The organism is Sphaerochaeta halotolerans, from assembly GCF_003429665.1.
Classification (GTDB): domain Bacteria; phylum Spirochaetota; class Spirochaetia; order Sphaerochaetales; family Sphaerochaetaceae; genus Sphaerochaeta; species Sphaerochaeta halotolerans.
Map to the genome: position 1 here is coordinate 189,261 of NZ_QUWK01000003.1, position 24,165 is coordinate 213,425.

Here is a 24,165-nt window from a genome sequence, read left to right on the forward strand (position 1 = left end):
TCCTGATTGTGCCTCCAGTAGTCGAATTTGTGTTCTCTGAGTATATTTGTTTTCAACTAAGAGGAGTCAATTATGAGCGAAAGTCATACGTATACCACTCATGTTGAGTGGACCAAAGAGAGAAGGGCAGCTCTCTCATCCCCTTCACTGCCTACCATTGAGGTCGCAACCCCAGCTAATTTCCCTGGAGGGCATGAGGGGATCTGGTCACCTGAGCATCTCTACACTGCATCTGCAGAAATCTGTCTGATGACTACCTTTCTTTCCCTCGCAGAAAAAACCAAGCTTGTATTCAAGAGCTATAAGAGCGAAGCTTCTGGGACCATGGAGAAGGCCGAGAAGGGTTTTCTCATGACACGTATCCATATCAAGCCAACGGTAGTGGTTGCAGAGGAAAGCCTCAAGGAAAAGACGGTAACCCTGCTTGAAAAAGCGGAAAAGTACTGCCTTATCTCCAATTCAATGAAAACTGAAGTAACCATTGAACCGAATGTCTTGGTAAAGTGATACATATTGTGACATTTGTCACTGAACAGTAAGCGCCTCCTGCCTGTATACTCGAGCAAGAGGTATAAAATTATGCTGTTACAGGTTGATGAAGTCATCAAACGGTTTGGGTCGACCCTTGCCCTGGATTGTTGCTCCATGCAGGTGGAAGAGGGAGAGGTCATTGGGCTGCTCGGTCCCAATGGAGCGGGGAAGACCACGTGTATTCGCTCCATCATCGGGCTGATTCCCATTGATGAGGGATCTATTACGGTTTTCTCACAAAAGCAAGATGGGAAAAACCGGGAAATTCGACGCAATATTGGGTATGTTACCCAGGAGATCACCATCTATGAGCAGATGAGCGGGAGGGATAACCTAGCCTTTTTTGCCTCTCTCTATGGGATGGATAAGCTGTCCATTGCAAATCGGATTGAAGAGGTTGCCCAGATCATCGGCTTGGAAGGACGGCTTGATGACAAGCCCAAGCACTATAGTGGGGGAATGAAGCGGAGGCTGAATATCGGTTGCGCTTTGATACACAGCCCCAGATTGATCATCATGGATGAGCCCACCGTTGGTATCGATCCCCAATCACGTTCTTTTATCCTTAGGTTTGTCAAACAGCTTGCCAGGGACGGCAGTACCATCATCTATACCTCCCACTACATAGAGGAGGTTGAGGCGGTGGCCTCACGCATCTACATCATGGACAATGGCCATATGATCGCCCAAGGTACGCTCCCAGAGCTAATCGCTCGGATCCAGGGTGATCATTTCATTGAGGTTGAGGTCCGCATTGCAAGTGAAGAGAAGAAGCTGCAACTACAACAACTTCCTGATGTGAAAGAAGTGGCTCTTGAGGGGAATCGTTACAGGATTGTAGTGCCTGGTGGAATTCCAGTGTTGGACAAGATTGTCCTGATTCTCAGTGAGCAAGGCTTGGTGACGATCAATACCAAGCAACCAAATCTTGAGGATGTGTTCTTGACCCTGACGGGCAAGCAACTGCGTGATGAGGTCCAGTCATGATTGCCTTTCAATTGAAACGCAGCAGCAGGGACTTGGTAGGCCATACGGTCTTGATTCTTTTCCCCTTGGCATTGATATTCTTTTTCGACTACCTCTATAAGAATGTCAACATCGAGACCGGGATGGGCATGGGGGGGCAATCACCTATTACGGCGTTGGTAATTGGATTCGCCTTGACCTTCCAGATCTATGGATCGGCTATTAGTTTTGAAACACTGGCTGAGGACCTCTATTCTCCTATGCATGATAGAATTTTCTCTTCGCCTGTTGAGATGCGTTCCATTATTCTCTCCATTCTTGTCAGTTCAACGCTGGTAAGTTTCCTACAGACAGCTATTTTGCTTGTCTTTTCCAGCATCATTTTGGGAGCTTCATTCCCTTCTCTCCCGTTTGTCTTGCTGGTTCTACTGGTCTCTGTTGTCTTCAATCAACTCTTTGGAACGGTACTTTTGTTGCTTACCGGAGGGGTTAAGACTGCGAATATGGTCACCACCATCTACGGCTCGATAGTACCCATGACTGTTGGACTCTATTTCCCACTGCCCAAGGGAGAGTTTTTCCGACTACTGAGAATGTATGGTTCTCCCATGAGTTTGGCCAATACCGCCAGCCTTGCGGTGATGGAGGGACAAATTCGGCTCTTCATTATCTGCCTCGCTGTCTTGCTTCTCCTGATAGCAGTGTTGTTTTTCTGTTTGCAACCTTTGATAAGGAGGATCAGCATATGAGTATTTTTACCTTTGCTCTGAAGGAGAACCTCCGTCAAAAATTTACACTACCGTTACTCTTGCTCTTCCCTTTGGTCCTTCTGCTGGTTCCCAGCATGCCTGGATCCTTACCGATGGCGTTCAGTTTGTTTGGTTTGCTTAACTTCTACTCAGCGTTCTTGCTGGTACGCACAGTTGCTGAAGATCGGATGCACGGGGTGCTTGTGAGAATTGCTTCCTCTCCCATCAGCCATGCGCACTATCTCACCAGTCACTTGGCGGCCGGTTCTCTGTTGCTAATTGCACAAAGCTTGGTCCTGATCATTGCTTCACTCATCGTGTATGGGAGTAATACAACCAATTACCTGTTGCTCTTTATCCTCTATAGTGCCTATAGCGTCATGACGCTTTCGTTCTCTTTGGCATGGAATTCCCTGTTTCGTTCCTACACTACCAGTTTTGCGCTCTTCAGCGGGGTAGGCTCAATACTCTGCCTGGTCAGTGGACTTACCTTTCCCCTCCGCTTTCTTCCCCCTGCCATGCAGCGTTTGGTCCGTGTGTTTCCTACATATTGGCTTGCCCATGGCCTTGCCTCCCTCTATGAGCAAGCGGGAGCTTCTCTGTTGCTCTCTGTTGTGATACTCTTGGTATTTGCAGGGATATTTCTCTTGGTAGGAAGTAGAAGGAGGCTGTAGGGACTGGTGGACAGGAGAATAACGATAGAGAGCAAGCACCTGTTTCGTTTTGTCCTCGTTGTGTTGTTGTTCCTCGTCTTCTCCTTGCGTTACGGTGAAATGGATCCTCCCTTGCTTTTGGTTTTCCTCCTGGTAGTGTTCTCCCTGATGCTTCGTTGGCGATTCTCGATTGGTACTGCGTGGATGCTCATTGATGCGTTCTTATTGGCGTTATGTTCCCTCTCGCTACCGGCAGCAATGATCCTGCTTTCTCTGTATCTTTTTTATTTCGCATCTCACAGGAATTTACTTTTTTGTATCCCCTTTGCCGTATACTTGGCTGTAGCACTACAGGGGCTTGAGTTACTTATTCCACTTTTTTCGCTACTCCTTGGAGCCCTCGTAGGCGTCTGGGAGCTTGAAAGGATGCAACTCAGAAAAGAAGCAGACGACTATCGGCTCCGCTCCCACCACCTTGAAGCAGAAACTGAGCACCTACTCCTGGATTATGCCGATGCCCAACACCTATCCCGTCTGCAGGAGCGGGAGCAAATTGCCCAGACCCTGCATGACAGCTTGGGGCATGAATTGACTGCAGCCCACTTGTGCGTAAAAGCACTCGATATGCTTCTTGAAAAAGAAGATATTGGGAAAGCAAAGGTGAGCCGAGAACAGATAGAACAACGGCTCTCCTCCGCATTGACGCAGCTCAAGCTTGCGGTCAGGCAACTGGAACCGGATCAAAAGCAAGTAGAGCGGTCCATTGCCAGGCTCTTTGAGGAATTTGTCTATCCCGTGCAGTATACAATACGAGGGGATGTTGCCTTGGTGCCTCCTGCCCTGCAACAGGTACTGCACTCTGCGATCAAGGAGGCTTTGACGAATGTGGCCAAGCATGCCAAACCTACGAAGGTCAACGCCTCCCTTGATTGCAATAACACCCTGCTGCAACTGGTTATGGAGAATGATGGGGTTATGGAACAGAAGACCATAGGAACAGGGAACGGCTTACGTTATTTGCGACGGAGAGTTGAACGCTTGGGAGGAAGTATGTCGATTCAAAAGGGATTACAGTTCAAGTTGCTTATTACCATTCCAGTGAGGGGAGAGATGGGGCTATGAAGATTCTGTTGGTTGATGATGATGCATTGGTACTGGAAAGTTTGGAGATTCTGCTCTCCGGTGATGCACAACTGCAGATTGTTGGAGCCCTTTCTCATGGAGGAGAGGCTCTCTCCTTTCTCGAACATACCCAGGTTGATGTCATTCTTCTTGATATCCAGATGCCGGTGATGGATGGAATCGAGGCAGCCCAGCGTATCCGATCCAAGTACCCGAAGGTCAAGATTTTGATGCTTACTACATTCTCAGACTATCGAACGCTTCATCGCTGCCTAGAGGCCGGGGCTAGTGGATTCCTTCTCAAGAGTGATGAGACTGAAAAGCAGATCATGACGATTAAGGCAGTGTATCAGGGATTGCCTGTAATCAGTGAGCAAGCCTTGAAACAGTTTTCAGAACAGCAGGTTTTCTCCTCTCTCAGTAAGCGAGAGAATGAGGTGCTGTTGCAACTTGCTCAGGGGCTCAGCAACAAAGAGATTGCAGAACGGTTGTGTTTGAGTGAGGGGACAGTGAGAAACTGTATATCTATAACGTTGGAAAAGCTTGGGTTGCGTGACCGCACCCAACTTGCCATTTCGTACTGGCAACGAAAGAGTACCGGGAGGTAAGATGCGCGATATTATCATATTGGTTGCTGTCTACCTAGTGGCAGCAATCTTTGCAATTGTGGGAATTTTAGGGCTTCTCAATCAGCATTCTTCCGCTAAGAAACATACTGAGGACAAGATATCCACCGAAGATATGCTCTCTGGTTGGGGAAATGAGGAAGAGGAAAAGCAATGAATACAGTATTTCTCCTAGGAGACTCTACCTGTGCCCCCAAGGAGGATGATACACGTCCTGAGACTGGGTGGGGAATGTACTTTGAGAACTATATCAATTCCTCCTGGAGTGTGAGAAATCTTGCCATGAATGGCCGGAGTACTAAGTCCTTCCTTGAGGAAGGGGTGTTTGACCAATGTCTTGCCGAGCTGGAAGCAGGTGACTTTGTATTCATCCAGTTTGGTCATAATGACAGCAAGGAGGACAAGGAGCGATACATCGAGCCTTGGTCCACATTTCAGGGGAATCTTGCATGTATGGCTGAGTCGGTGCATTCAAAGAGCGCAACCCCGGTTTTCCTTACCCCAATTGCTCGAAGAAAATTCTTTTCCGATGGTACGCTCCTCCAAACCCATGGGGAGTACCCCCATGCGATGCTCTCCCTGTGCCAAGCGAGGGGCTATGCCTGTATTGATATGAACAAGACAACGTTCTCTCTACTGGAACAGATGGGGAGGGAAGGCTCCAAGGAACTGTTTCTTCATCTTAAGGCAGGCGAACACCCGAACTACCCAGAGGGAATCTCTGACGATACCCACCTGAATGAGAAAGGGGCAAGGGTAGTCTGTTCGTTGATCATCGCACTACTGAAAGAGAAGTATCGAGATTTTCCCTTTCTTGCTTAGTCAGGAACAATCTCTCATGAGTCTTGATGAGTTGTAACCATTGACCATACACCGCAAGGTACGGGTATGCCAAGAATCTTTTGTACGCAATGAATACTCTGGATTTCAAAGGGGTCGAATTCGACCCCTTTGAACCTGTAAGCCAGAAAAGTCCGGGTTTGTTATTTTTGTCCACAATCATCTTGATATAGGGGGAAAAGTTCCGGGGCATATTGCACTTCGTCAATCATGAGAGGTGGTTTATGTAGCTGGAAGAAGGTGGATGGATCATTCTTGGCCAAGGCTCGCAAAGTCAGGTCATCCGGGGGAATATACTCTCTTTTATCTTTTGACTCATTCATAAGTTTCTGAAGCACCGTAGTTTTCGTGCACTGCTGCGGTCCGGTCAATAAAATGATAGGGTAATCTTTGAAATCAGTTTTTCCATTGTACTATTGATGTAGTACATACAGCCCCCTAATATTTTCGGCGAATCGGGAATCTTTAACTATTTCTCAAAAAGGAATCGAATTCAGAAGGTTCCTAGCTTACATTTGCAAATATGGTTTTTATAGCTTCAGTTTAATTCCTTGCAGTAAATCAAAATCCATTGTATTATATGAAGGGAATTAAAATAATTCCCAACATGCCGGAGGATTTGCAATGGCAGCTGGGTTCATTTCTTTTCAGACCAAAAACGGAAACAAATCTGCACGTTTCTGTGTTGTCAAATACAAAAATGAAAGGAAATACAATGAAGAAAAAAGCCTCGGTCGTGTAATTGATGATGGGAAGGGCATTTTCAGAAACAGAGAACGCAGTTTGTTCTCTTTTCCTGTCGGCAACTGCTATGACCTGGCACTAAAAGAGATTGCTTGTACATCAGCAAAGATTGCCTCCGGTACTATGAAAATGGTTCTTGATTTCGGAGATAGTTTCTTTCTTCATACATACCTGCAGACACCACCTTACTGGGATGTTTTTCAACGTGTTACGGAAAAAAAAAGACAGAGATACTGTTCTCTCTCTTTTGTCTGGTACTCCATTCTCAGCGGAGGAGCCGGATGTCATGCCAAGATCTGGTGTGAAGGCAACTATTCAGCATTGGAAAGTGCAAGAATCCAGCCAGAATACCTGGTGCAAGCTAGGAAAAGAGTTGGTGGGAATTACAGAAAATGGAATGAATCCTTTGACGAAGGAGGACTGACATGTCGCAGAATATGCCATATCATGGACAAATTGGAAAAGTCGCGCTCGTGGGGAATTATATTCCGCGCCAGTGCGGAATCGCAGTGTTTACCGCAGATCTGCTAAATGCATTGACCCGCGAGCAGCCCGATATGGAGATTTGGGCCGCCGTAATAAATGATCAGATGGAAGGGTACGCGTATCCAGACCAGGTACGATTTGAAATCAATCAGCGTTCCATAACCGACTACCGGCTGGCCGCCGATTTCCTGAATATAAACAAAGTGGATATTGTTTGTCTCCAGCATGAGTTCGGGATTTTTGGCGGCACCGACGGGGCGCATATCATCGAACTTCTGGAAAATCTGCAGGCTGTGCGGGTGACCGTCCTTCACACGGTGCTGCTTGAGCCTTCTCCCGGGCAACTTGCCATCATAAAACGGATAGGACAGCTCTCGGACAAAATAGTGGTCATGAGTGCAAAGGCAAAGGACATCCTGCAGCAAGTTTATCACATACATCCCGACAAAATAACAATCATTCCCCATGGCGTTCCCGATGTTCCCTTTGTCGACCCCTATTTCTACAAGGATCGTTTCGGACTTGAGAATCGACAATTATTGCTTACCTTCGGTCTGCTTTCCCCCAACAAGGGCATCGAAACCATGATTGATGCTTTGCCCCGTATTGTAAAGGAACACCCCAATGTCATCTATATCGTGCTGGGAGCGACACATCCCCATGAAAAAAAACAACGGGGTGAGACCTACCGCCTCTCTCTGCAGCGCAAAGCGAGAGATCTCGGGGTTAGCAATAACATTCTGTTCGATGACCGGTTTGTCAGTCTGCCAGAGCTTCTCGAATTTATGGGAGCGGCGGATGTGTACATCAGTCCCTACCTGAATAAAGAACAAATCACCTCTGGGACCCTGGCATACGCTTTGGGTTGCGGGAAAGCAACTGTCTCCACCCCGTACTGGTATGCCGAAGAGTTGCTTGGAGAAGGCCGCGGAATGCTGGTTCCTTTTAACGATACGCCTGCAATGGCCGATGCGGTTAACGAGTTGCTTGCCAACGAGCCAAAACGACAGGCTATGCGAAAAAAAGCATATACGTACGGCAGAACGATGATTTGGAAGGAAGCGGCGAGAAATTACGTGTCGCTGTTCCAAGATATAAAACAACATCAGGAATATCGGCCGAAATCGGCCGTGATTTCGAAGATTCTGGGTTCCCAGCCGAGGGAACTGCCGCAGCCAAAACTGGATCATATCATGAGACTCACCGATGATACCGGTATACTTCAGCATGCGAATTACATCGTACCGGACAGGAATTACGGGTATTGCACCGATGACAATGCACGGGCGTTGATCGCGGTGCTTATGTATCAGGAGGTGTTTTCCGAGAGCAAGGAGATCACCCGACTCACATATGTGTACCTCAGCTTCCTTCAAGATGCCTTCAATGAAGAGACTGGACGATTTCGGAATTTCATGGACTACACGAGAGTCTGGACCGAAAAAACCGGGTCGGAGGACAGTCACGGTCGGGCGGTGTGGGCGTTGGGTGAAGCCGCATCGATGTGTGATCAGGAAGAAATCCGTGCCTTTGCGGTCAGTCTGTTCAAGAAAGCTCTTCCTGCGGTGGGTGAACTCACTTCTTCCCGGGCGTGGGCGTTTTCCCTGAAGGGACTCTATGCCTATCAGAAACGATACAAGGGAGACAGCGATGTGCGGCGAATGATGGAGTTGCTTTCGGAAAAGCTTTTTGCCCTTTATAGGCAGAACAGTCAGGAGGATTGGCCGTGGGTAGCCGACACCGTGACATATGCGAACGCGATTATTCCCCAGGCGATGATCATATCGGGCCAGGCTCTCCATCAAGAAGAGATGCTTCACGTTGGGCTTGAAAGTCTCGCATGGCTGGTGCGAATCCAACGTGATCCGCGTGGCTGGTTCGTCCCCGTGGGTAATGCCGGTTGGTTTCAGCGGGGTGGGGAACAGGCGCGGTTCGATCAGCAGCCCATTGAAGCGTATCATATGATTGAAGCATGCCACGAGGCGTATCTGGCTACGATGGACACTGCATGGCTCGATCATGGCGTGCTATGCATGGAATGGTTTTTTGGACGGAATGATCTGAATCTCAGTCTTTACAACCATACCACCGGAGGCTGTTGCGACGGGTTGCGGCCTGATGGTGTGAATGGAAACCAGGGGGCGGAATCGACTTTGGCGGGAATCATGTCGCTTTTGAACATGCATCGAATGAGAAGTCGCCGGATTTCGGCGGAGGTTGCCGTTTCGGACACGAATGGCAGGTAAAAATCCATGGAGGCACCATATGGGAAAAAATGAATTGTTCACGAGATTCGAAGGGAATCCAATCATCACTGTACAGGATCTTCCGTATCAGGCGAATGCGGTTTTTAATCCGGCTGCAGTACGGATCGGCGAAGAAACACTGTTGCTGATGCGAGTGGAGGACCGCCGCGGTCTTTCACATTTGACCGTTGCGAGAAGCAAGGACGGAATTACCGACTGGCATATCGATGCCGTTCCCACGATGGCACCACAAGCCGTGTCGCATCCCGAGGAATTGTGGGGGATCGAAGATCCGAGGATTACGTATTTGGAGCCAATCCTGACATGGGCTGTGGTCTACACTTCCTATTCGAAAGGCGGACCGCTAGTATCGATGGCTCTAACCGATGATTTCAAGCATTTTGAACGGAAAGGGAGCATTCTCCCGCCTGAAGACAAGGACGCGGCTTTCTTCCCCGTGCAATTCGGCCGGCGGTGGGCGATGATACACCGGCCATATTCTTCCGGAGAAGGGACTGGGTCCCACATTTGGATATCGTTCAGTCCCGATATGCAGCATTGGGGTGATCACCAAATTCTTATACCGGCGCGGAAAGGAGGATGGTGGGATGCAAATAAGGTGGGACTTTGCCCGCCTCCACTTCGCACCGACAAGGGATGGTTGATTATGTATCACGGAGTGCAGGATAATGCGAGCGGTAGCATATACCGTCTTGGCCTTGCGCTTGCCGATCTCGAGGATCCCACCATTTTGCTGGCCAGATCCGATGAATGGGTCTTTGCCCCACAGATGCCGTATGAGATGGTGGGCAATGTGGATAAAGTAGTTTTTCCCTGCGGATGGATTCTGGATGGGGAGAGCGTGCGCATCTACTATGGATGTGCCGATACATGCATTGGTTGCGCAACGGCGAGCCTTACGGAATTGTTCGACTGGTTGGAAACTCACAACATGACGGCAAAGCAAAGTCTGGGACTCGAATAGGAGGAGACGCTGCGGGATGCCGGTAATTCGGAGTGAGGGGAGGTTTCTTGCACGTGTATATAATGGTGGTCCTGGTCGTCGACCGTATAACGTCCGGTACGGATTTGCCGCGGGAACGAAGGGGGAGTCGGTTTTCCCCACGTGTTTGCCTGTCGGAAGACCCTGCGCGCAAGATGAAGCATATTCGGAAACAATTGGTAATGCCCCATTGCACCTCCTCCTGTCTCCTAAAGGCCCCCACTCAGAAAGTGTCAATTAAATTGTATTCAGATGAAGCACAGGGGTCTAAGGTAGGGTGGAAAAAGAAGAACTATTGGTTGTATAGGCTGTTCGGGCCTTCTAAGGAAGTGGGAACTTTTGCTTATCCTCTACTGTGATGTCCTTTCCGTGTTGCACCTCGATTAAGGTGAGTTCCGTCTCAGCAATGATGGTATGCTTGGTCCCTCTCTTGATGGATATTACCTCAGGCGCGGCCACTGTTTGGCGCACCCCGTCCAGCACTACAATCCCTTTTCCGTTGATTACTGTCCAAACCTCATCACGCCGCTCATGATTGTGATAGTGCATCTGTTTTCCAGCCTGGAGTATTGCCTTGATGGTAAGACTCTCATTCCCAACATCGAGAATCCGGTAGCTTCCCCAGGATTTCTCTGCAAACATAATCGGCTGCTTGAACGATTCCACATACTCTTTGATATGGCTCGATTGCTCCCTATCAGAGACAAGGATGCCTTCAGCACTGGCACAGATGATAACATCATGCAAGCCCATTGCTAGAATGGGGATTTCCAGCTCATTGATGATATGCACATCTTCACAAGATTCATCCATCTCTCCAAGACCGACAATAGGCTCGCTCATGGATTCACTGAGTGTGTTCCATGTACCAAGGTCCTTCCAAATCCCTTTATACCGCATCACCAGAATTTCTGATTCCTTCTCGACTACTGCATAGTCAAAACTGATCTTATTAAGTGTTTCATACTTCTCGAACAAATCATGGTAATCAGTGAAATCGATGAGCCGGTGTGCTGTATCCAACAGATACCCCAACCGAAATGCAAAGACTCCTGCGTTCCAGAGCGCCCCTGAAGCGATATAAGTCTCGGCAGTTGCCATATCTGGTTTTTCTGTAAAGGTGGAGACCTTGCTCACCCTACTCTCATCAATAGGAATGATGTAGCCATATTTTTCACTTGGATAGGTAGGTTCGATACCCAGTAGAACCAGGTTTGCTCCACCTGTCTCTGCCTGCTTTCCCACTTTCTCGAGCATGGTGAAATATTCATCATCCACGTACGGATCTACTGGGCAGACAACAACTATTTCTTTCTCATCTACGCCCTGCACGTCGTGCATATAGGCAGCAGCAAGTGCAATGGCAGGGAAGGTGTCACGACGGCAGGGTTCGACTGAGATACCTACGTCCTTTCCCAGTTGATTATAGATTGCAGAAACTTGTGTCTTGGAGGTTGCAAGGGTAATGGTTGCATCCGGATCAACCTTCTTGATTTGTCGATGAACCCGCTGAAGCATTGATTCATAGCTCCCATTCTCCTGCTTGAAGAATTTGATGAACTGTTTCGACCGTACCTCATTTGATAATGGCCAAAGGCGTTTCCCCGACCCGCCTGATAATAGCACGATATGCATCCAAGTCTCTCCTAACTAACATTTATTTCTTTTGGCTCTATGTAGCACCCAAAGTGTATGATGTCTTCATGATAGGACAGCTTACGCATAATGGAAAGAAAACAAACGATAAATTTTCTGTACTCTATAACCAAACAACGATAGGATTTGAGGAGCCCTACAATACATCATGTTTTTGTACGTATTTTAAAAAGATCAAGGGCATGTCCCCTTCAGAATACAGAAGAAAACAACGGATTGATTAGCGAGTTTCTTTGGAAGAAAGTATTTTGGTTACTTCTTCCTCTATGGTATGCTGTACCTACGCTATGTTTGGAGGATTTACTGTGAAACAGAATAAACGATTACTCTCACTCTTGGTGATACTCATGACCGGTGGGCTCTTGTTCGCCCAGACAACCACCAGTGGCACGTTGAAGCTTACCGGTGCATATGGGAGTGACCTTGAAGCAAAACTCGATGCTGCCTATCAGGTAAGGATTCCGGTACTGGCAGGGGAAGGCCCCTTGTTCAGTGGTAACAATGTAAAGGTAAAAGCTAACCTTGGGCTTTCTCCCATTGCAGGGACAGTGACCCTTGATGCGGTCCTTACTCCCATCGCTGTAGCTGAGATCAGCTTGGGTGGTGGCGTTGGTACCGGTTGGGACTTTGACTTGATGGACCTCAACGGGTTGAGACTTGGCGCTGCAGTAGGAGCTCCTCTTGCTTCTGACAGTTTGAATGGATTGTATTATATGGGTAGGGCAGGGGCTGCCTTTCAGTTTGACACGGGTGCTATCTTCTCTGGAGACTGGATGAGCGTAGTAATTCGCACCTACCATGAGTTGAACTACAAAGGGTACAGCAATGCTTCAGCTGACCAAGCCTGGGAGTATGAGAATGGAGGGGCCATGGTCAATGGATTCAACTACAAAGGCGAATATATCCTTGGCTACCAGATGCCCTTGATGGTCAATTTGGTTGGTTTGCAGCTGGAAACCTACACCTACAATATTCTCGATGATGCAACAGATATGGTTGGGGATTTGAGCGTCATTGCCAATACCCAATTTACTGAAGATCTTTCTCTCTTGACTGCCGTACAGTTCACCAACTACTCCAAGGATGACAACCGAGTTATCAAAAAAGGAGATGCAGCTTTTAAACGGATAGTGCTTATTCTTACCTATGCTTTGTAGGGAACGATGACGGTTTTGACTATTTGTCAAGAACACTGTATCTTTAGTGTCAGGATTACATCCCCGGCTTCTTTCAGATTCGGGGTGTTTCATATATGAGTGTTAGAGATTTTTTGGAGGGATGGATGAAAACGAATAAACTTGCTGATGCAATCCGCATATTGAGCATGGATGGCGTGCAGAAGGCCAACTCTGGACACCCCGGTGCCCCGATGGGCATGGCAGATATTGCTGAAGTCTTGTGGCGCAAGACCATGGCGCATAATCCTAAGAATCCACAATGGGTCAATCGTGATCGTTTTGTGCTTTCTAACGGTCATGCTTCAATGTTGCTCTACTCACTGTTGCACCTTAGCGGCTATGACCTGAGTATTGAAGATCTGAAGCAGTTTAGACAGCTTCACTCCCGTACCGCTGGACACCCAGAGTATAACCTTACCCCAGGAGTTGAGACTACCACTGGACCGCTTGGTCAGGGTCTTGCAAACGCAGTCGGAATGGCGCTTGCAGAGAAAAACCTCGCTGCCAAATTCAATAAAGATGGATTTCCGGTAGTCGATCACTACACCTATGCCTTCCTTGGCGACGGTTGTATGATGGAAGGCATCAGCCATGAAGTAGCTTCTTTGGCTGGGACCTGGAAACTGGGTAAACTTGTTGTGTTCTATGACAACAATGGCATTTCCATCGATGGTAAAGTGGGTGGTTGGTTTACTGATGATACTGCTAAGCGCTTCGAGTCCTATGGGTGGCAGGTCTTCAGAGATATTGACGGCCACGATTCTGATGCAATTCAGAAGGCTCTTTCAGCTGCAAGGTATGATACCTCCAGACCTTCCTTGATTATATGTAAGACTACCATCGGATATGGTTCTCCCAATAAGCAAGGTACAGCGTCTTGTCATGGAGCAGCCCTTGGAGAGGACGAGGTAGCACTCGTTCGTAAGCAACTGGGCTGGGAGTATGACGAGCGGTTCTTTGTTCCTCAGGATATCTATGAAGCATGGGATCAGAGTGAACGGGGTGCAAAACTTGAAGGTAAGTGGAATAATCTCTTTGCCTCATATAAGAAGGAATATCCATCCGAAGCTGCTGAGCTTGAAAGAAGACTCTCCGGCCAGTTCCCTACTGACTGGGAAGCAGAATTCGACAAGGTCATCAAGAGCTGGCAGGGTGATAAGGCCAAGGTAGCAAGTCGAAAGGCAAGCCAGATGGCACTTGATGTATTGGGTTCCTTGTTCCCTGAGCTTTTGGGTGGATCAGCAGACCTTGCTCCTTCCAACTTGACTGAGTGGAAGGGGTCAGAGGCTTTTGATCCCAAGACTGGAAAGGGCAATTACCTCCATTTTGGAGTTCGTGAGTTCGGCATGGCTGCAATCCTCAATGGTGTTGCTCTCCATGGTGGGTTCCTCTCTTTTGGTGCTACATTCCTCATGTTCATGGAGTATGCACGCAATGCACTACGCATGTCCGCCTTGATGGGAATCCGGAACATCTTTGTCTTTACTCATGACTCTATTGGCCTCGGTGAAGACGGGCCTACCCATCAGCCGGTTGAGCAGATTGCAAACCTCAGAATGACTCCCAACATGGTTACTTGGAGACCTTGTGATGCTGTTGAGACTGGTATTGCTTGGAAGAGTGCAATTAAGAGAACTGATGGTCCCTCTGCACTCCTGCTTAGTCGTCAGGGACTTGCCCCACAGGATCGTAGCGATGAGCAGCTCTCCCAGATTGCACGGGGGGCCTATGTACTCTATGAGTCAGGGGATAAGCCAGAGGTTATCCTCATTGGTACCGGTAGTGAAGTCGAGCTTGCAATCAGTGCTGCCAAGAAACTTGCTGAGGAAAAGGTTGCCGTCCGTGTGGTCTCAATGCCTTCTCCAGAGGTATTTGACAAGCAGGATGTTGCGTACAAGGAAGCTGTACTTCCATCTTCAGTGAAAGCCAGGGTTGCTGTTGAAGCTGCCTGGGCAGACTACTGGTACAAGTACGTTGGACTGAATGGAAGGATCATAGGTATGCGCTCCTTTGGTGAGTCAGCACCTGCAAGTGACCTGTACAAGTTCTTCGGCATTACTTCTGAAGCAGTATATGAGGCAGCCAAAGAACTGCTCTAGTACAATTGCATGAAAATATCCTACTGCCCGCTTCCTTCTCGGAGGCGGGCAGTGTTGTCTCGGAAGGATTTGCACGATATCGTAGAACTGGTGTATTCCCATCTACTAGGACATGGGGATTGGTCCATAATAGACTCATCAGAAAACTATTACCTGCATACAGAGCAGTACCTTAGTCCCTGCCACTTTGCATTGTCCCTTCCCTGCATCGCCTCTGGTGGCCTCATTCTTGATGCAGGCTGTGGTATCAGGTAGAAGCTTTTTATTTGAGTGAAGCGATGGTTCAAGCTACCTGTGAACTGACATGACAAGCATGTCTGTACGACTTGATTCCCCAACAGAGCGAGAGGAAAGGAATCAACATGATGGTTCCTCTCTGGAGCGAGTGCCGGGAAAGCAAGGTGAGATACCCCGTCCCTTGGGGCGGAAAAGGAGGCAACGCCTCCTGAGTCCAGGGCTTGCCCTGAGGTATTGATACCTTTCATTATGAGAATACATTCGATGGTATCTGGGTATGTGCATCATTGTTGCATGTTCCTCATGAGCACAAGGCTCTTGTGTTTCAGAGCATTAAAAGATCATGGTGTTGCCTACTGCCCTTCACGTGTTTTACCGAAGAACAATTCAAACAGTTTGTTGATGAACTACCTTGGTGCTCACTCAAGGAACTCGTGCAAACAAAGGACCTCCGCCCAGGGAGGGCAGAAGGAGTATTGGATCAATGCAATACTTACGAAAGTTGCTGTACCACTGGTAGATTGATCAATGCTTCGACCCACTTTTCAGCTAACCGTTCCAACCGTGTATGTGGGTAGTCGATCAAACTTTGCAGGCAGTTGGAGATTTTCAAGGCAGAAATCCAGCGCTCAGGCATGTTTTCTCTTGTTGCAATTGCTCCTGCTAAGGCCCCATAAATAACTGCATTAGTATCAGCATCGCCAGCACGCATGATGACATCCACCATTCCTTGTTCGAATGACTCCTGGTGCAACAAGGTATAAAAGGCAAGTTGGAAAGCTACCAATACCCAGCCCTTGTTGGGGCCATCGATATCTTTGGGTGGTTCATGTTCTGCTCGGCAGAGTGCTTCAAGAACCGACGGTTCTTTGGTTAAAGAAGGGGCTGACTTTACCAGATAGGTATAAATCTCTTGGGCATCCCATCCCTTGCTGATAGCGAGTGAGAGTGCAAAAGCATAGAGACGGTTACAGTCTCTGCAAACCGGATGGGTGTGGGTAATGGAACAATCCTCGTCTGCAAGGTGCATCAATGATGTTGTTGAGTAATTACTCCCCAGGATTCCTATTGGAGTAATACGCATCAGGGCTCCATTTGCCTGGCTCTGAGGATTGTAAGTACCATCCAGTGCTCCATAAATGGTAACTCCGATATCCAAGGGGCCTGCATCTCTCCAGCGGAGGTACGCTCTTCGAACAGATTCCTTCTGATAGCAACCCTTTTCTAGAATGCTTTGTATCATCATAATGGCCATTTCACTATCGTCGGTAACCTGCCCAGCTAGGCCAACATACCGGGAACATACACCCATATCCCAGATACCATCAGGATAAGCTTGGCGAACTATTTTTTCACGCTTGAACTCTGTCTGTGCTCCCAGAGCATCTCCTATAAAACTCCCAAGCAGGGATCCCAATGCTCGCTCATATCGTGTTGTCACTGCATTGCTCCTTGCCATGATTGTAGCACATGAAGTAATAAAATATGTATAGAATCATCGCTTATTGTAATTATTTTATGTGTTCTATAGAACCTCTATGTAGAGATTATGAAAGAGATTGCATACTTGGGGGCCATACAGCTGAAGACCAGTAAAAGTCAGATCTCACTTATTGGGAAATCTGGGATGAGACATCCTTTACAAACAGTGCCAGATCAGTGCTAACTACTGCATATACTGGAGGCAAGTCAATTGAGAAATAGGTTATTTGTAGCGGAGCACAGGGGAGGCTTACTCTCTACGGAAGACCATCGTTCTCTTATGAAGTGGGCACTTCTCTGTACAGAGCATCTTGGGGAGTACCATGAATTTCCACAGGAAGCAGTAATCTCCTCAGCATTGGAAATAGGGCATAGGTGGAGTGAAGGAAATGCAAAGACTGGAGAGGCAATGAAAGCGAGCCGAGAAGTGCATGTCTTTGCCCGTACTGTAGGTGACAAACCTACTCAAATCTATTGCCGGGCAGTCGCTCAGGCAGTAGCCACCGCCCACATGGCGGACCACTGTCTTGGCCCGGTGTGGTATGGGAAAAAGCTACTGGTTCTGCTCAATATGGATGCAGATAAGGAGCTTTCCTGGCAACTTGAAAGATTGGCTGATCTCAATCCTTATCTCCTGCCTCGTGTACAGCAGGAACTGCTTAGGAAGCTATAGCCTATATAGTTCTACTGAAGTACATACCTATATAAACCTTCTTCTTAGAGTAGTTAAGTATATACAGAGTTCGAACAGTTGTATTGGAGTTTTCACATTCAATATATATTAATCATGTATATACATAAGTATAAACTCATGCAGGAGGGAAAGGCATTGAACTATCAATATCAATGAGACATCTTTTATATGGAGAAGTATATGAAGACAACCATCCAGAAATGGGGGAACAGTTCAGGTATCCGACTTCCGAAACTACTATTGCAGGAATTGCATCTGGATAATGGTACTGTGGTAGAACTGGAAAGAGTTGGGGATGGAATAATGATGTATCCTAGGAGGCCAACACGTGAAGAAACATTGGATCTCCTTTTGGAAAGAATAAGCCCAGAGAATATGTATGGTCCTGAACTCTTTGGAGACGAGGCAGGGGGCGAAGTATGATAAGTGATGCTTACGTCCCTGAGGAAGGGGACATTGTGTGGCTGGACTTCACTCCTCCGCCTGGTGGTGGGCAAGCCGAAAGAAGACCTGGATTGGTAGTAAGCCCCAAGAAATACAACAAGATAGGGTTGGCGTTAATTTGTCCGATTGCAAGTAAGCAAAAAGGGTATCAGTCCGAAATAACTCTATCCAGCAGTGACGGCTTTACCTTTGGTGTTGTCCTAGCTGACCAGATACGAAGCCTCGATTGACGAGCAAGAAATGCTGCTTACAAGGAGACCGCCAGTGTTGCTGTCGTGGATGGCGTCAAGGATTTGCTGATGTTGTTGATAGGGAAATAAGCCCATCTCACTTAGGAGGGCAGGCTTGTTGACAACCATGTCTTCATCATAACACTTTTCTTAAGACTTTCTCATGGTTTTTGCATCGTTTGCTTACAAGCATTCCCCATAGTTGAGCCATCTCAATATTCCTTATGGAGGAAGTCATGAAGAAACGATTGATTCTGGTAATGTTGCTTTTGGCAGCAGTCACCTTGGGTCTTGTAGCTCAGCCTGCAGGAGAGAGTGCAACTACTTGGAAAGTCTCAGAACAGAGTACAGAAAAAACACCCAAGTATGTCTTTATGTTCATCGGCGATGGAATGAGTCATGTGCAGATCAACGCTGCCCAGGTTTTAAAAGGGAACAACACCAAAGGCTCTATTTCCTTGGCGAACCTTACCTTCACTGAATTTCCAGTAGTTGGATTGCAGACAACCTATGATGCCACCTCCTTCTGTCCTGATTCTGCCTCAACAGCAACCAGCCTATCCTCGGGCTACAAAACTCACAGTGGAGTCCTTGGATTAGGTGTAGACAAACAGTTTGTTGGAAAAACCATCACAGAAAGTCTTAAAGAACAGAAAGATTGGAAAGTAGGGGTGGTATCAACTGTAACCCTCAACCATGCAACTCCCGCTGCCTACTATGCCCATGTTCCCTCACGGAACAACTACTATGACATCGGAGTACAGATGGCAAATAGTGGTTTTGACTACTTTGCGGGTGGTTCGGTCAACAAGGCTGAGGATGGTGGAAAGAAGAGCATCTACACCTTACTGGAAGAACAAGGGTATTTGGTTACAGATGACAAGAACGAAATACTTTCACTTTCAAGCGATAGCGGAAAGGTCTATGCACAGAGTCCACGATTGCAGGATGGGGGGGCAATGCCGTATGCAATTGACATGGATGCAAGTGATGTTACCTTGGCTCAGTTCGTAAAGAAGGGGATTGATGTCCTGGACAATGAGAAGGGCTTCTTCATGATGGTTGAGTCGGGAAAGATCGACTGGGCTTGTCATGCCAATGATGCTGCCTCAGAAATCAGGGATTTGCTTGCATTCGATGAGGCAATTCAGGAAGCAGTCAGATTTGCTAAAGCCCATCCTGAAGAGACTTTGATTGTAGTAACCGGTGACCACGAAACAGGTGGAATGACCATTGGGTTTGCCTCAACTGGATACAATACAGCATTCAACATCCTTGAAAACCAGAAAGCCTCTTACATTGCTTTCGATGAGATCATGAGTGATATAATTGCTCAGAACCCCAATCTGAGTTTTAGACAAGCAATGGTGCTGGTAGAAGAGTACTTTGGGTTGGCTTCTCCTGGAAGCAAGGCTTCCGATGATGCGCTGGTGTTGAGCGAATTCGAGTATTCACGATTGGAGAAAGCCTTCAAGCAGGCAATGATGCCTGAAAGCAGCAGGGAAAGTGACCAGTTGAGCTATCAATTGTACGGAAGCTATAACCCGTTCTCGGTCACCTTGACTCACATATTGAACAATAAAGCAGGAATCGGTTGGACGAGCTATGCGCATACTGGTACTCCGGTAGGTGTATATGCATATGGTGTTGGAGCCGAGTTGTTTGCAGGTTCCTACGACAATACCGATGTATATACCAAACTGAAAACGCTGGTCGGCATTGTCTGATACAGTCTTGAACCTTGTTTGCTTCCCCCTCCTCAGAGAGGGGGAAGCTGTCTCGGAAGGGAGTGGTTATGAAGAAAACAATACATAGGTATAAAGAGTGGTGGTTGCTGGTAATCTTGCTTACAGTGGTTCTTCTTCTCGTGATGATTCCAACTGGGTTTGAGCGAGAGATCTATGTCAATGCGGTTGGAAGCAAGGCAAGAGTTGTATCCTTGGACAACTCCAATATGTACCAGACTGGGGTGGTTCGGATGGGTGAACAAATCTGCACGATAGAGATACTTACAGGGCCTCATGCAGGCAAACAGACTGAGGCTATAAACCTCCTCAACGGAAAGCTCGAATTTGACTCGGTATATGAAGAAGGGGATATTGCCTGGGTATTGGTAGAACAGGACACGGACAAAGAGATTTTATTTACCAACATGGTCAGCCACTACCGCTTCTCCAAGGAGCTACTGCTCCTGGCACTCTTTGCTATAGGACTCATCGTCTTCTCTGGAAGGACTGGAATCAGAACCATAGTCTCGTTTGCTCTGGCCTTTTTGCTTATCTGGAAAGTACTCATTCCCGCTACCCTCAAGGGGTATGAGCCCATGCTTGTTTCCCTGCTGGTGGGAACCTTTCTTGCTGTTTCTTGCTTGCTGTTGGTAGCCGGGCTGACGAAAAAAGCCTATGCAGCAATCATTGGGACTATCATATGCTCTGTTCTTACCGTGCTCTTTTCCATGTGGGGAACATGGTATTTAAAATTACATGGGGCTGTGATGCCTTGGTCGGAATCATTGCTGTTTGCCGGCTATGAGGGTATGCAGTTGACCAAGGTATTTCAAGCTGCAATCTACCTCTCCTGTCTGGGAGCCTTGCTCGATTTGGCCATTGATATCAGTTCTGCACTAGATGAAGTACAATACCACCATCCTACCATCAGTCGTACTGAGTTGATACGAAGCGGAATGAATATTGGCAAATCAGTGGTGGGGAGCCAGACCACGACACTCTTGCTCGCGTATATCGGGAGTTATCTTACCATTATGATGGTGTACATGGCACAGGGAACACCGGTGATGAGCATTCTTAACTCTCCTAGTGTTGCAGCAGAAATCCTCCATACCATGGTTGGATGTATAGCCTTGGTACTGGTTGCTCCCATTACCTCTGTTACCTGTGGATATCTTTATACAAGCAGAAATACAGAGCTAAAGGTGCTTGTACAGAATCACTCTGATGCCAGTATTACCAGAAAATAGTTTGCTACAAGCAATAACAACGTTGATTTCAAGATGCACTACCTATGCTGTTTGCTAGAGGTGTGGTACCTTTTAGGTGAACCGAGCCAGATATGCTGAAGGACGGAACGTATGATGCATGAGGATACAATACCAAGCGAAGTACTCAAGAGAGAGGCATACAAGCGAAAATTTACCGTCCGAGACTTGTATCGTGGAATCTTGTTGGTCCCTGAAGCAGTCTCAGGATTGAAATATAATCGGAAAAATAAGGTTGTTTCCTTCGAATTGCTCGAGCGCATGCAACTAGCAGTGACCGAGGTAAACGGGTGTGCAGCATGCTCATATGCTCATACTCAAATGGCATTGAAACAAGGTATAAGCAGTGAGGAAATCTATAGCCTCCTCAGTGGGGATGGCTCTCTCATCAGACCAGAGGAAGGAAAAGCAATCATGTTTGCACAACACTTTGCAGATACCGGAGGGTCTCCTGACATGGAAACCTATCGAATGATTGAAGAAACCTACGGCATCAATGAAGCCAGGGTTATGCTATCAGCAATTAGGATGATGCAGGTAGGAAATATCTATGGTATTCCGTTCAGTGCATTTATCTCGAGACTGAAAGGGCATCCATATCATGGCAGTTCTCTTTTCTATGAGTTGGGCATGCAAGTGCTCAGTGTCGTGTTGCTCCCTATCGCCCTTTTACATGGGGTTGGGCGATTGCTCATAATGCGCCGTATCGGTCTCCCCACACTGTAAAATTCCAGCAAGGGTCTTTACTTCCTCCAGAATATTGAACACTCCTTCTTATCCTCAATATTGAAGCGAATGATTCTCTCAAGAATGGAGTAGGGGATTTCCTGCTCCCAAGTGATCCTGAACAACTCCTTGGTAGCTGACAGTTTTGCCTTTGAAAGATCATCTGAGAATTTCTCGATTGATTTGCTTTCAGGCGCAACACTGATGTGTGCTTTTGCCCTGCTGAAACCGATTATGAATGTTTCATGGTCAGTGAACATGGGTTGATTCCAGGCAATTTTCATTCCGAGTGTTGGAAATGTCTCATGTACCCAAGTAAGCAACGCATCCATCTTCTTTCGGTGGTTCTCATCAGCAATTTCCTCAAGATAAGATTGAAATATATGCATGAATATTTCGTTATACCTAGTAAAGTAGTAGGCATTAAGTATACCCCTGAATATATTCCTTCGTAAAGAGAAGCAGTAAAGAGCAATGAAAGTTTGGGTACCTGTATTATTTTGGAAAATAGATTCTTTCAGCTGTATCGTGAAAGACCAGCTTACGCTCTTCCTCTGTAAACAGCTCCCACTGGTAGTCCAAAAGCCCCTGGTAGCTATATTGCACCAAGGTGGAAGGTACATCGGTGCCCCACATCAAGTGGTCCGCTCCTACGAAGGTTTGAGCAATATGAAATCCTTCGCGGTTGGGAACGGATACGCTTCAGGCCGTACCTTGTGATGAAGGGCGGCAAGGTCAAAGTAAATATTCTCCCGTTTCATCACTGTTAAGCCCTCTTAGAGATCCCTTTTGTGGTGTGGTGACCTCGGGGACTCATGAGAAGGCAGATGACTATTAGCATCAGAGCAAGGTATCCCCATAGCTTTGGGGTATGAGATCAATCACTACCCCAATAGCCCAACAGACCTTCCCGCCACCGATGGAGCGAAGCTCTCCGTCGGCTCCAAAACCACAGAGCTCAGTGAATACATGTGCATGGGAATCAATGATAGGCATGGTGATTTCTCCATGTTTCCTGTACCCTACTTGGGTTTGATCCACTCGTCAACGTAGAAAAGGTTTTCTCTGAATGTCAAAAGATGATACAACTTTGTCAAAACTCTCTTGCTGGCAACTGGGAGAAAACCCCTACAGAATAGAGCTATCAAAAACACAAATGGAGGCTTGTTAATGAAAAGAATGCTTATTTTACTGCTCATTGCTTTTTTGGCTATGGGAACAGTATTCGCAACTGGTTCAAAAGAAGTTGCAAAGGAAGACGGCCCTGTAACCCTGCGTCTCTCCTGGTGGGGTGGCGATTCTCGTCATACCCCGACTCTTGCAGCAATGGATGCCTACATGGCAAAGAATCCCAATGTCAAGTTGGAAGGAGAGTATGGTGGTTGGGATGGTTACTACCAGAAGCTAGTGACCCAGATTGCTGGTGGCACTGCTGCTGACATCATCCAGATTGACCAGCCTTGGCTCGCAGAGCTTTCCTCGAAAGGCGATGTGTTCACTGTCATCGATGATTCCATGGTTGATCTTTCTCAGTTTGATGCTGCTTTCCTGAAGAACTACTGCTCCTATGATGGTAAGTTGATGGGGCTTCCCACTGGAACCAACGTCAATACCTTTGTGGTAGACACCAAAATGCTTGCTGATTTCGGAATTGATCCCAACACCAAGTGGACTTGGGAAAACATAATCAGTGAAGGTAAGAAGATCAATGAACAGGATCCCAGCAGCTACTTCAGTGGGGCTACTCCTGACAATCTTCGCGCCTGGTTAGAAATCTATATTGCCCAGCTTGCCGGTGCAGTGGTCGATGATAACAAGCAGGTTGCTTTCACTGAAGCGCAGGGAACCGAAGCGTTCACCTACTTCAAGCGTTGGTTCGACGAAGGCATCATTGCTCCCTTCAGACAGACATCCCTCTTCTATCAGAAGTTCCAGGAAAATCCTGATTGGATCAACGGCAAGATGGCAGCTGCAAGGATTTTTGTAAGCTCCATGGAGAAGGACTTTGCTGGAAGACCTAACTTTGAAACCCGTCAATTCCCCGTTATGGATGGCGCTGTAAACACCGGTATCTTGATGCGCCCTTCCCAGATCTTTGTAGTCAACAACAACTCCAAGAACAAGGATGAAGCTATCAAGCTTCTGGCCTACTTGTTCACCGATGCTGAGGCTATCGAGAAGTTGGGTCTTGCGCGTGGTATCCCTTCTACAGCAATCGGAAGAAGTGTCCTCGCTGAAAAAGGCATGATTTCCGAAATGGTGGAGAAGGCAACCAATGAAGGCATTGCTCAGGCTGGTGACCCACAGAGCGTCTACCAGATGAACAGTGAAGTCATACAGGTAATGCAGGATGTCATCGATGAATTTGGATTTGGAAGACTTACTCCTGAAGAAGCTTCTGCCAAACTGATCAAGAATCTGGAAGCAACACTTGCTTCCCTGTAAATCGCACAATTCT

At 47.3% G+C, this 24,165-nt stretch carries 27 protein-coding genes; 20 read left to right on the forward strand and 7 right to left on the reverse strand.

Translation table 11 applies throughout. The features are described 5' to 3' along the window. Positions 1–72: 72 nt before the first annotated feature. From DYP60_RS04000 to DYP60_RS04030, 8 genes are all read left to right on the forward strand, one after another. Entirely contained in the window at positions 73–507 is a 435-nt protein-coding gene (locus DYP60_RS04000) for an OsmC family protein (protein WP_117329594.1), read from the forward strand. Between the two features lie 72 nt (positions 508–579). After that, positions 580–1,518, forward strand: coding sequence for an ABC transporter ATP-binding protein (locus DYP60_RS04005; RefSeq protein WP_117329595.1), 939 nt, complete (start codon positions 580–582; stop codon positions 1,516–1,518). Next, complete coding sequence (locus DYP60_RS04010; RefSeq protein ID WP_117329596.1) at positions 1,515–2,246, forward strand: ABC transporter permease; 732 nt, start codon at positions 1,515–1,517, stop codon at positions 2,244–2,246. Before DYP60_RS04005 ends, DYP60_RS04010 begins: the two co-directional genes overlap by 4 nt. Further along, entirely contained in the window at positions 2,243–2,920 is a 678-nt protein-coding gene (locus DYP60_RS04015; protein WP_117329597.1) for an ABC transporter permease, read from the forward strand. Before DYP60_RS04010 ends, DYP60_RS04015 begins: the two co-directional genes overlap by 4 nt. A 6-nt stretch (positions 2,921–2,926) precedes the next feature. Beyond that, a complete protein-coding gene (locus DYP60_RS04020; RefSeq protein WP_117329598.1) occupies positions 2,927–4,021 on the forward strand; it encodes a sensor histidine kinase in 1,095 nt (364 codons plus the stop codon). Continuing rightward, positions 4,018–4,629, forward strand: coding sequence for a response regulator transcription factor (locus DYP60_RS04025; RefSeq protein WP_117329599.1), 612 nt, complete (start codon positions 4,018–4,020; stop codon positions 4,627–4,629). Before DYP60_RS04020 ends, DYP60_RS04025 begins: the two co-directional genes overlap by 4 nt. Position 4,630: 1 nt before the next feature. Then, entirely contained in the window at positions 4,631–4,804 is a 174-nt protein-coding gene (locus DYP60_RS14135; RefSeq protein ID WP_160525776.1) for a hypothetical protein, read from the forward strand. Beyond that, positions 4,801–5,469, forward strand: a complete 669-nt coding sequence (locus tag DYP60_RS04030) for a rhamnogalacturonan acetylesterase (protein WP_117329600.1) — start codon at positions 4,801–4,803, stop codon at positions 5,467–5,469. Before DYP60_RS14135 ends, DYP60_RS04030 begins: the two co-directional genes overlap by 4 nt. Before the next feature lie 161 nt (positions 5,470–5,630). Here DYP60_RS04030 and DYP60_RS14525 read toward each other — a convergent pair whose 3' ends face one another. Continuing rightward, positions 5,631–5,825: a hypothetical protein gene (locus DYP60_RS14525; protein ID WP_476712870.1), complete on the reverse strand. Its 195-nt coding sequence runs from the start codon at positions 5,823–5,825 to the stop codon at positions 5,631–5,633. 692 nt (positions 5,826–6,517) lie between these two features. Here DYP60_RS14525 and DYP60_RS14140 point away from each other — a divergent pair. From DYP60_RS14140 to DYP60_RS04045, 3 genes are read left to right on the forward strand one after another with little or no spacing between them, the layout of a single operon-like run. After that, a complete protein-coding gene (locus DYP60_RS14140) occupies positions 6,518–6,655 on the forward strand; it encodes a hypothetical protein (RefSeq protein ID WP_165849491.1) in 138 nt (45 codons plus the stop codon). Position 6,656: 1 nt separating this feature from the next. After that, positions 6,657–8,963: a glycosyltransferase family 4 protein gene (locus DYP60_RS04040; RefSeq protein WP_240622817.1), complete on the forward strand. Its 2,307-nt coding sequence runs from the start codon at positions 6,657–6,659 to the stop codon at positions 8,961–8,963. Between the two features lie 19 nt (positions 8,964–8,982). Beyond that, positions 8,983–9,948, forward strand: coding sequence for a glycoside hydrolase family 130 protein (locus DYP60_RS04045; protein ID WP_117329601.1), 966 nt, complete (start codon positions 8,983–8,985; stop codon positions 9,946–9,948). Between the two features lie 339 nt (positions 9,949–10,287). Here DYP60_RS04045 and DYP60_RS04050 read toward each other — a convergent pair whose 3' ends face one another. Next, the gene (locus tag DYP60_RS04050; protein WP_117329602.1) at positions 10,288–11,601 is read right to left on the reverse strand and encodes a sugar phosphate nucleotidyltransferase; all 1,314 of its coding nucleotides are present in this window, start codon (positions 11,599–11,601) and stop codon (positions 10,288–10,290) included. A gap of 326 nt (positions 11,602–11,927) precedes the next feature. On the opposite strand from DYP60_RS04050, the gene DYP60_RS04055 reads away from it, so the two are divergent. Continuing rightward, positions 11,928–12,779 carry a hypothetical protein gene (locus tag DYP60_RS04055; RefSeq protein WP_117329603.1) on the forward strand — a complete coding sequence of 284 codons (852 nt, stop codon included), beginning with the start codon at positions 11,928–11,930 and terminating at the stop codon, positions 12,777–12,779. 125 nt (positions 12,780–12,904) lie between these two features. Next, a complete protein-coding gene (gene tkt / locus DYP60_RS04060) occupies positions 12,905–14,899 on the forward strand; it encodes a transketolase (RefSeq protein WP_117329604.1) in 1,995 nt (664 codons plus the stop codon). A 149-nt stretch (positions 14,900–15,048) separates the two neighbouring features. Here tkt and DYP60_RS13950 read toward each other — a convergent pair whose 3' ends face one another. Together DYP60_RS13950 and DYP60_RS04065 are read right to left on the reverse strand one after the other, a co-directional pair. After that, on the reverse strand, positions 15,049–15,384 hold the full coding sequence (locus tag DYP60_RS13950) for a hypothetical protein (RefSeq protein ID WP_133299275.1): 336 nt from the start codon (positions 15,382–15,384) through the stop codon (positions 15,049–15,051). 245 nt (positions 15,385–15,629) lie between these two features. After that, on the reverse strand, positions 15,630–16,595 hold the full coding sequence (locus DYP60_RS04065; RefSeq protein ID WP_117329605.1) for an ADP-ribosylglycohydrolase family protein: 966 nt from the start codon (positions 16,593–16,595) through the stop codon (positions 15,630–15,632). Between the two features lie 234 nt (positions 16,596–16,829). Here DYP60_RS04065 and DYP60_RS04070 point away from each other — a divergent pair, with 234 nt between their 5' ends. The 6 genes from DYP60_RS04070 to DYP60_RS04095 all read left to right on the forward strand — a co-directional run bounded on the left by DYP60_RS04070 (position 16,830) and on the right by DYP60_RS04095 (position 21,707). Then, positions 16,830–17,291: a putative immunity protein gene (locus DYP60_RS04070; RefSeq protein ID WP_206363098.1), complete on the forward strand. Its 462-nt coding sequence runs from the start codon at positions 16,830–16,832 to the stop codon at positions 17,289–17,291. Positions 17,292–17,480: 189 nt separating this feature from the next. Beyond that, complete coding sequence (locus DYP60_RS04075; protein WP_117329607.1) at positions 17,481–17,735, forward strand: AbrB/MazE/SpoVT family DNA-binding domain-containing protein; 255 nt, start codon at positions 17,481–17,483, stop codon at positions 17,733–17,735. Further along, positions 17,732–17,986 (forward strand): type II toxin-antitoxin system PemK/MazF family toxin, encoded by a 255-nt coding sequence (locus DYP60_RS04080; RefSeq protein WP_206363099.1) that lies wholly within the window; start codon positions 17,732–17,734, stop codon positions 17,984–17,986. The genes DYP60_RS04075 and DYP60_RS04080 overlap by 4 nt, the downstream gene beginning before the upstream one ends. A gap of 236 nt (positions 17,987–18,222) precedes the next feature. After that, positions 18,223–19,713 carry an alkaline phosphatase gene (locus DYP60_RS04085; RefSeq protein WP_117329608.1) on the forward strand — a complete coding sequence of 497 codons (1,491 nt, stop codon included), beginning with the start codon at positions 18,223–18,225 and terminating at the stop codon, positions 19,711–19,713. 68 nt (positions 19,714–19,781) lie between these two features. Next, the gene (locus DYP60_RS04090) at positions 19,782–20,963 is read left to right on the forward strand and encodes a YibE/F family protein (protein ID WP_117329609.1); all 1,182 of its coding nucleotides are present in this window, start codon (positions 19,782–19,784) and stop codon (positions 20,961–20,963) included. Positions 20,964–21,074: 111 nt separating this feature from the next. Further along, on the forward strand, positions 21,075–21,707 hold the full coding sequence (locus tag DYP60_RS04095; RefSeq protein WP_117329610.1) for a carboxymuconolactone decarboxylase family protein: 633 nt from the start codon (positions 21,075–21,077) through the stop codon (positions 21,705–21,707). Between the two features lie 17 nt (positions 21,708–21,724). Here DYP60_RS04095 and DYP60_RS04100 read toward each other — a convergent pair whose 3' ends face one another. From DYP60_RS04100 to DYP60_RS14145, 3 genes are all read right to left on the reverse strand, one after another. After that, the gene (locus DYP60_RS04100) at positions 21,725–22,096 is read right to left on the reverse strand and encodes an iron chaperone (RefSeq protein WP_117329611.1); all 372 of its coding nucleotides are present in this window, start codon (positions 22,094–22,096) and stop codon (positions 21,725–21,727) included. Positions 22,097–22,202: 106 nt separating this feature from the next. Then, on the reverse strand, positions 22,203–22,343 hold the full coding sequence (locus DYP60_RS04105) for an amidohydrolase family protein (RefSeq protein WP_117329612.1): 141 nt from the start codon (positions 22,341–22,343) through the stop codon (positions 22,203–22,205). Between the two features lie 204 nt (positions 22,344–22,547). Then, positions 22,548–22,703: a hypothetical protein gene (locus DYP60_RS14145; protein WP_160525809.1), complete on the reverse strand. Its 156-nt coding sequence runs from the start codon at positions 22,701–22,703 to the stop codon at positions 22,548–22,550. 174 nt (positions 22,704–22,877) lie between these two features. Here DYP60_RS14145 and DYP60_RS04110 point away from each other — a divergent pair, with 174 nt between their 5' ends. Next, positions 22,878–24,152: an ABC transporter substrate-binding protein gene (locus tag DYP60_RS04110; RefSeq protein ID WP_117329613.1), complete on the forward strand. Its 1,275-nt coding sequence runs from the start codon at positions 22,878–22,880 to the stop codon at positions 24,150–24,152. The last annotated feature ends 13 nt before the right edge of the window (positions 24,153–24,165 follow it).

Excerpts from the sequence above, each read along its gene's own strand:
- DYP60_RS14135 (WP_160525776.1), top strand. The coding sequence starts at position 4,631 with ATGCGCGATATTATCATATTGGTTGCTGTCTACCTAGTGGCAGCAATC.
- DYP60_RS04030 (WP_117329600.1), top strand. The coding sequence starts at position 4,801 with ATGAATACAGTATTTCTCCTAGGAGACTCTACCTGTGCCCCCAAGGAG.
- DYP60_RS04075 (WP_117329607.1), top strand. The coding sequence starts at position 17,481 with ATGGAGAAGTATATGAAGACAACCATCCAGAAATGGGGGAACAGTTCA.
- DYP60_RS04015 (WP_117329597.1), top strand. The coding sequence starts at position 2,243 with ATGAGTATTTTTACCTTTGCTCTGAAGGAGAACCTCCGTCAAAAATTT.
- DYP60_RS04095 (WP_117329610.1), top strand. The coding sequence starts at position 21,075 with ATGATGCATGAGGATACAATACCAAGCGAAGTACTCAAGAGAGAGGCA.
- DYP60_RS04010 (WP_117329596.1), top strand. The coding sequence starts at position 1,515 with ATGATTGCCTTTCAATTGAAACGCAGCAGCAGGGACTTGGTAGGCCAT.
- DYP60_RS04005 (WP_117329595.1), top strand. The coding sequence starts at position 580 with ATGCTGTTACAGGTTGATGAAGTCATCAAACGGTTTGGGTCGACCCTT.
- DYP60_RS04085 (WP_117329608.1), top strand. The coding sequence starts at position 18,223 with ATGAAGAAACGATTGATTCTGGTAATGTTGCTTTTGGCAGCAGTCACC.
- DYP60_RS04110 (WP_117329613.1), top strand. The coding sequence starts at position 22,878 with ATGAAAAGAATGCTTATTTTACTGCTCATTGCTTTTTTGGCTATGGGA.
- DYP60_RS13950 (WP_133299275.1), bottom strand. The coding sequence starts at position 15,384 with ATGAAAGGTATCAATACCTCAGGGCAAGCCCTGGACTCAGGAGGCGTT.
- DYP60_RS14145 (WP_160525809.1), bottom strand. The coding sequence starts at position 22,703 with ATGCCTATCATTGATTCCCATGCACATGTATTCACTGAGCTCTGTGGT.
- DYP60_RS14140 (WP_165849491.1), top strand. The coding sequence starts at position 6,518 with ATGCCAAGATCTGGTGTGAAGGCAACTATTCAGCATTGGAAAGTGCAA.
- DYP60_RS04045 (WP_117329601.1), top strand. The coding sequence starts at position 8,983 with ATGGGAAAAAATGAATTGTTCACGAGATTCGAAGGGAATCCAATCATC.
- tkt (WP_117329604.1), top strand. The coding sequence starts at position 12,905 with ATGAAAACGAATAAACTTGCTGATGCAATCCGCATATTGAGCATGGAT.
- DYP60_RS04040 (WP_240622817.1), top strand. The coding sequence starts at position 6,657 with ATGTCGCAGAATATGCCATATCATGGACAAATTGGAAAAGTCGCGCTC.
- DYP60_RS04050 (WP_117329602.1), bottom strand. The coding sequence starts at position 11,601 with ATGCATATCGTGCTATTATCAGGCGGGTCGGGGAAACGCCTTTGGCCA.
- DYP60_RS04080 (WP_206363099.1), top strand. The coding sequence starts at position 17,732 with ATGATAAGTGATGCTTACGTCCCTGAGGAAGGGGACATTGTGTGGCTG.
- DYP60_RS04025 (WP_117329599.1), top strand. The coding sequence starts at position 4,018 with ATGAAGATTCTGTTGGTTGATGATGATGCATTGGTACTGGAAAGTTTG.
- DYP60_RS04065 (WP_117329605.1), bottom strand. The coding sequence starts at position 16,595 with ATGGCAAGGAGCAATGCAGTGACAACACGATATGAGCGAGCATTGGGA.
- DYP60_RS04090 (WP_117329609.1), top strand. The coding sequence starts at position 19,782 with ATGAAGAAAACAATACATAGGTATAAAGAGTGGTGGTTGCTGGTAATC.
- DYP60_RS04105 (WP_117329612.1), bottom strand. The coding sequence starts at position 22,343 with ATGTGGGGCACCGATGTACCTTCCACCTTGGTGCAATATAGCTACCAG.
- DYP60_RS04100 (WP_117329611.1), bottom strand. The coding sequence starts at position 22,096 with ATGCATATATTTCAATCTTATCTTGAGGAAATTGCTGATGAGAACCAC.
- DYP60_RS04000 (WP_117329594.1), top strand. The coding sequence starts at position 73 with ATGAGCGAAAGTCATACGTATACCACTCATGTTGAGTGGACCAAAGAG.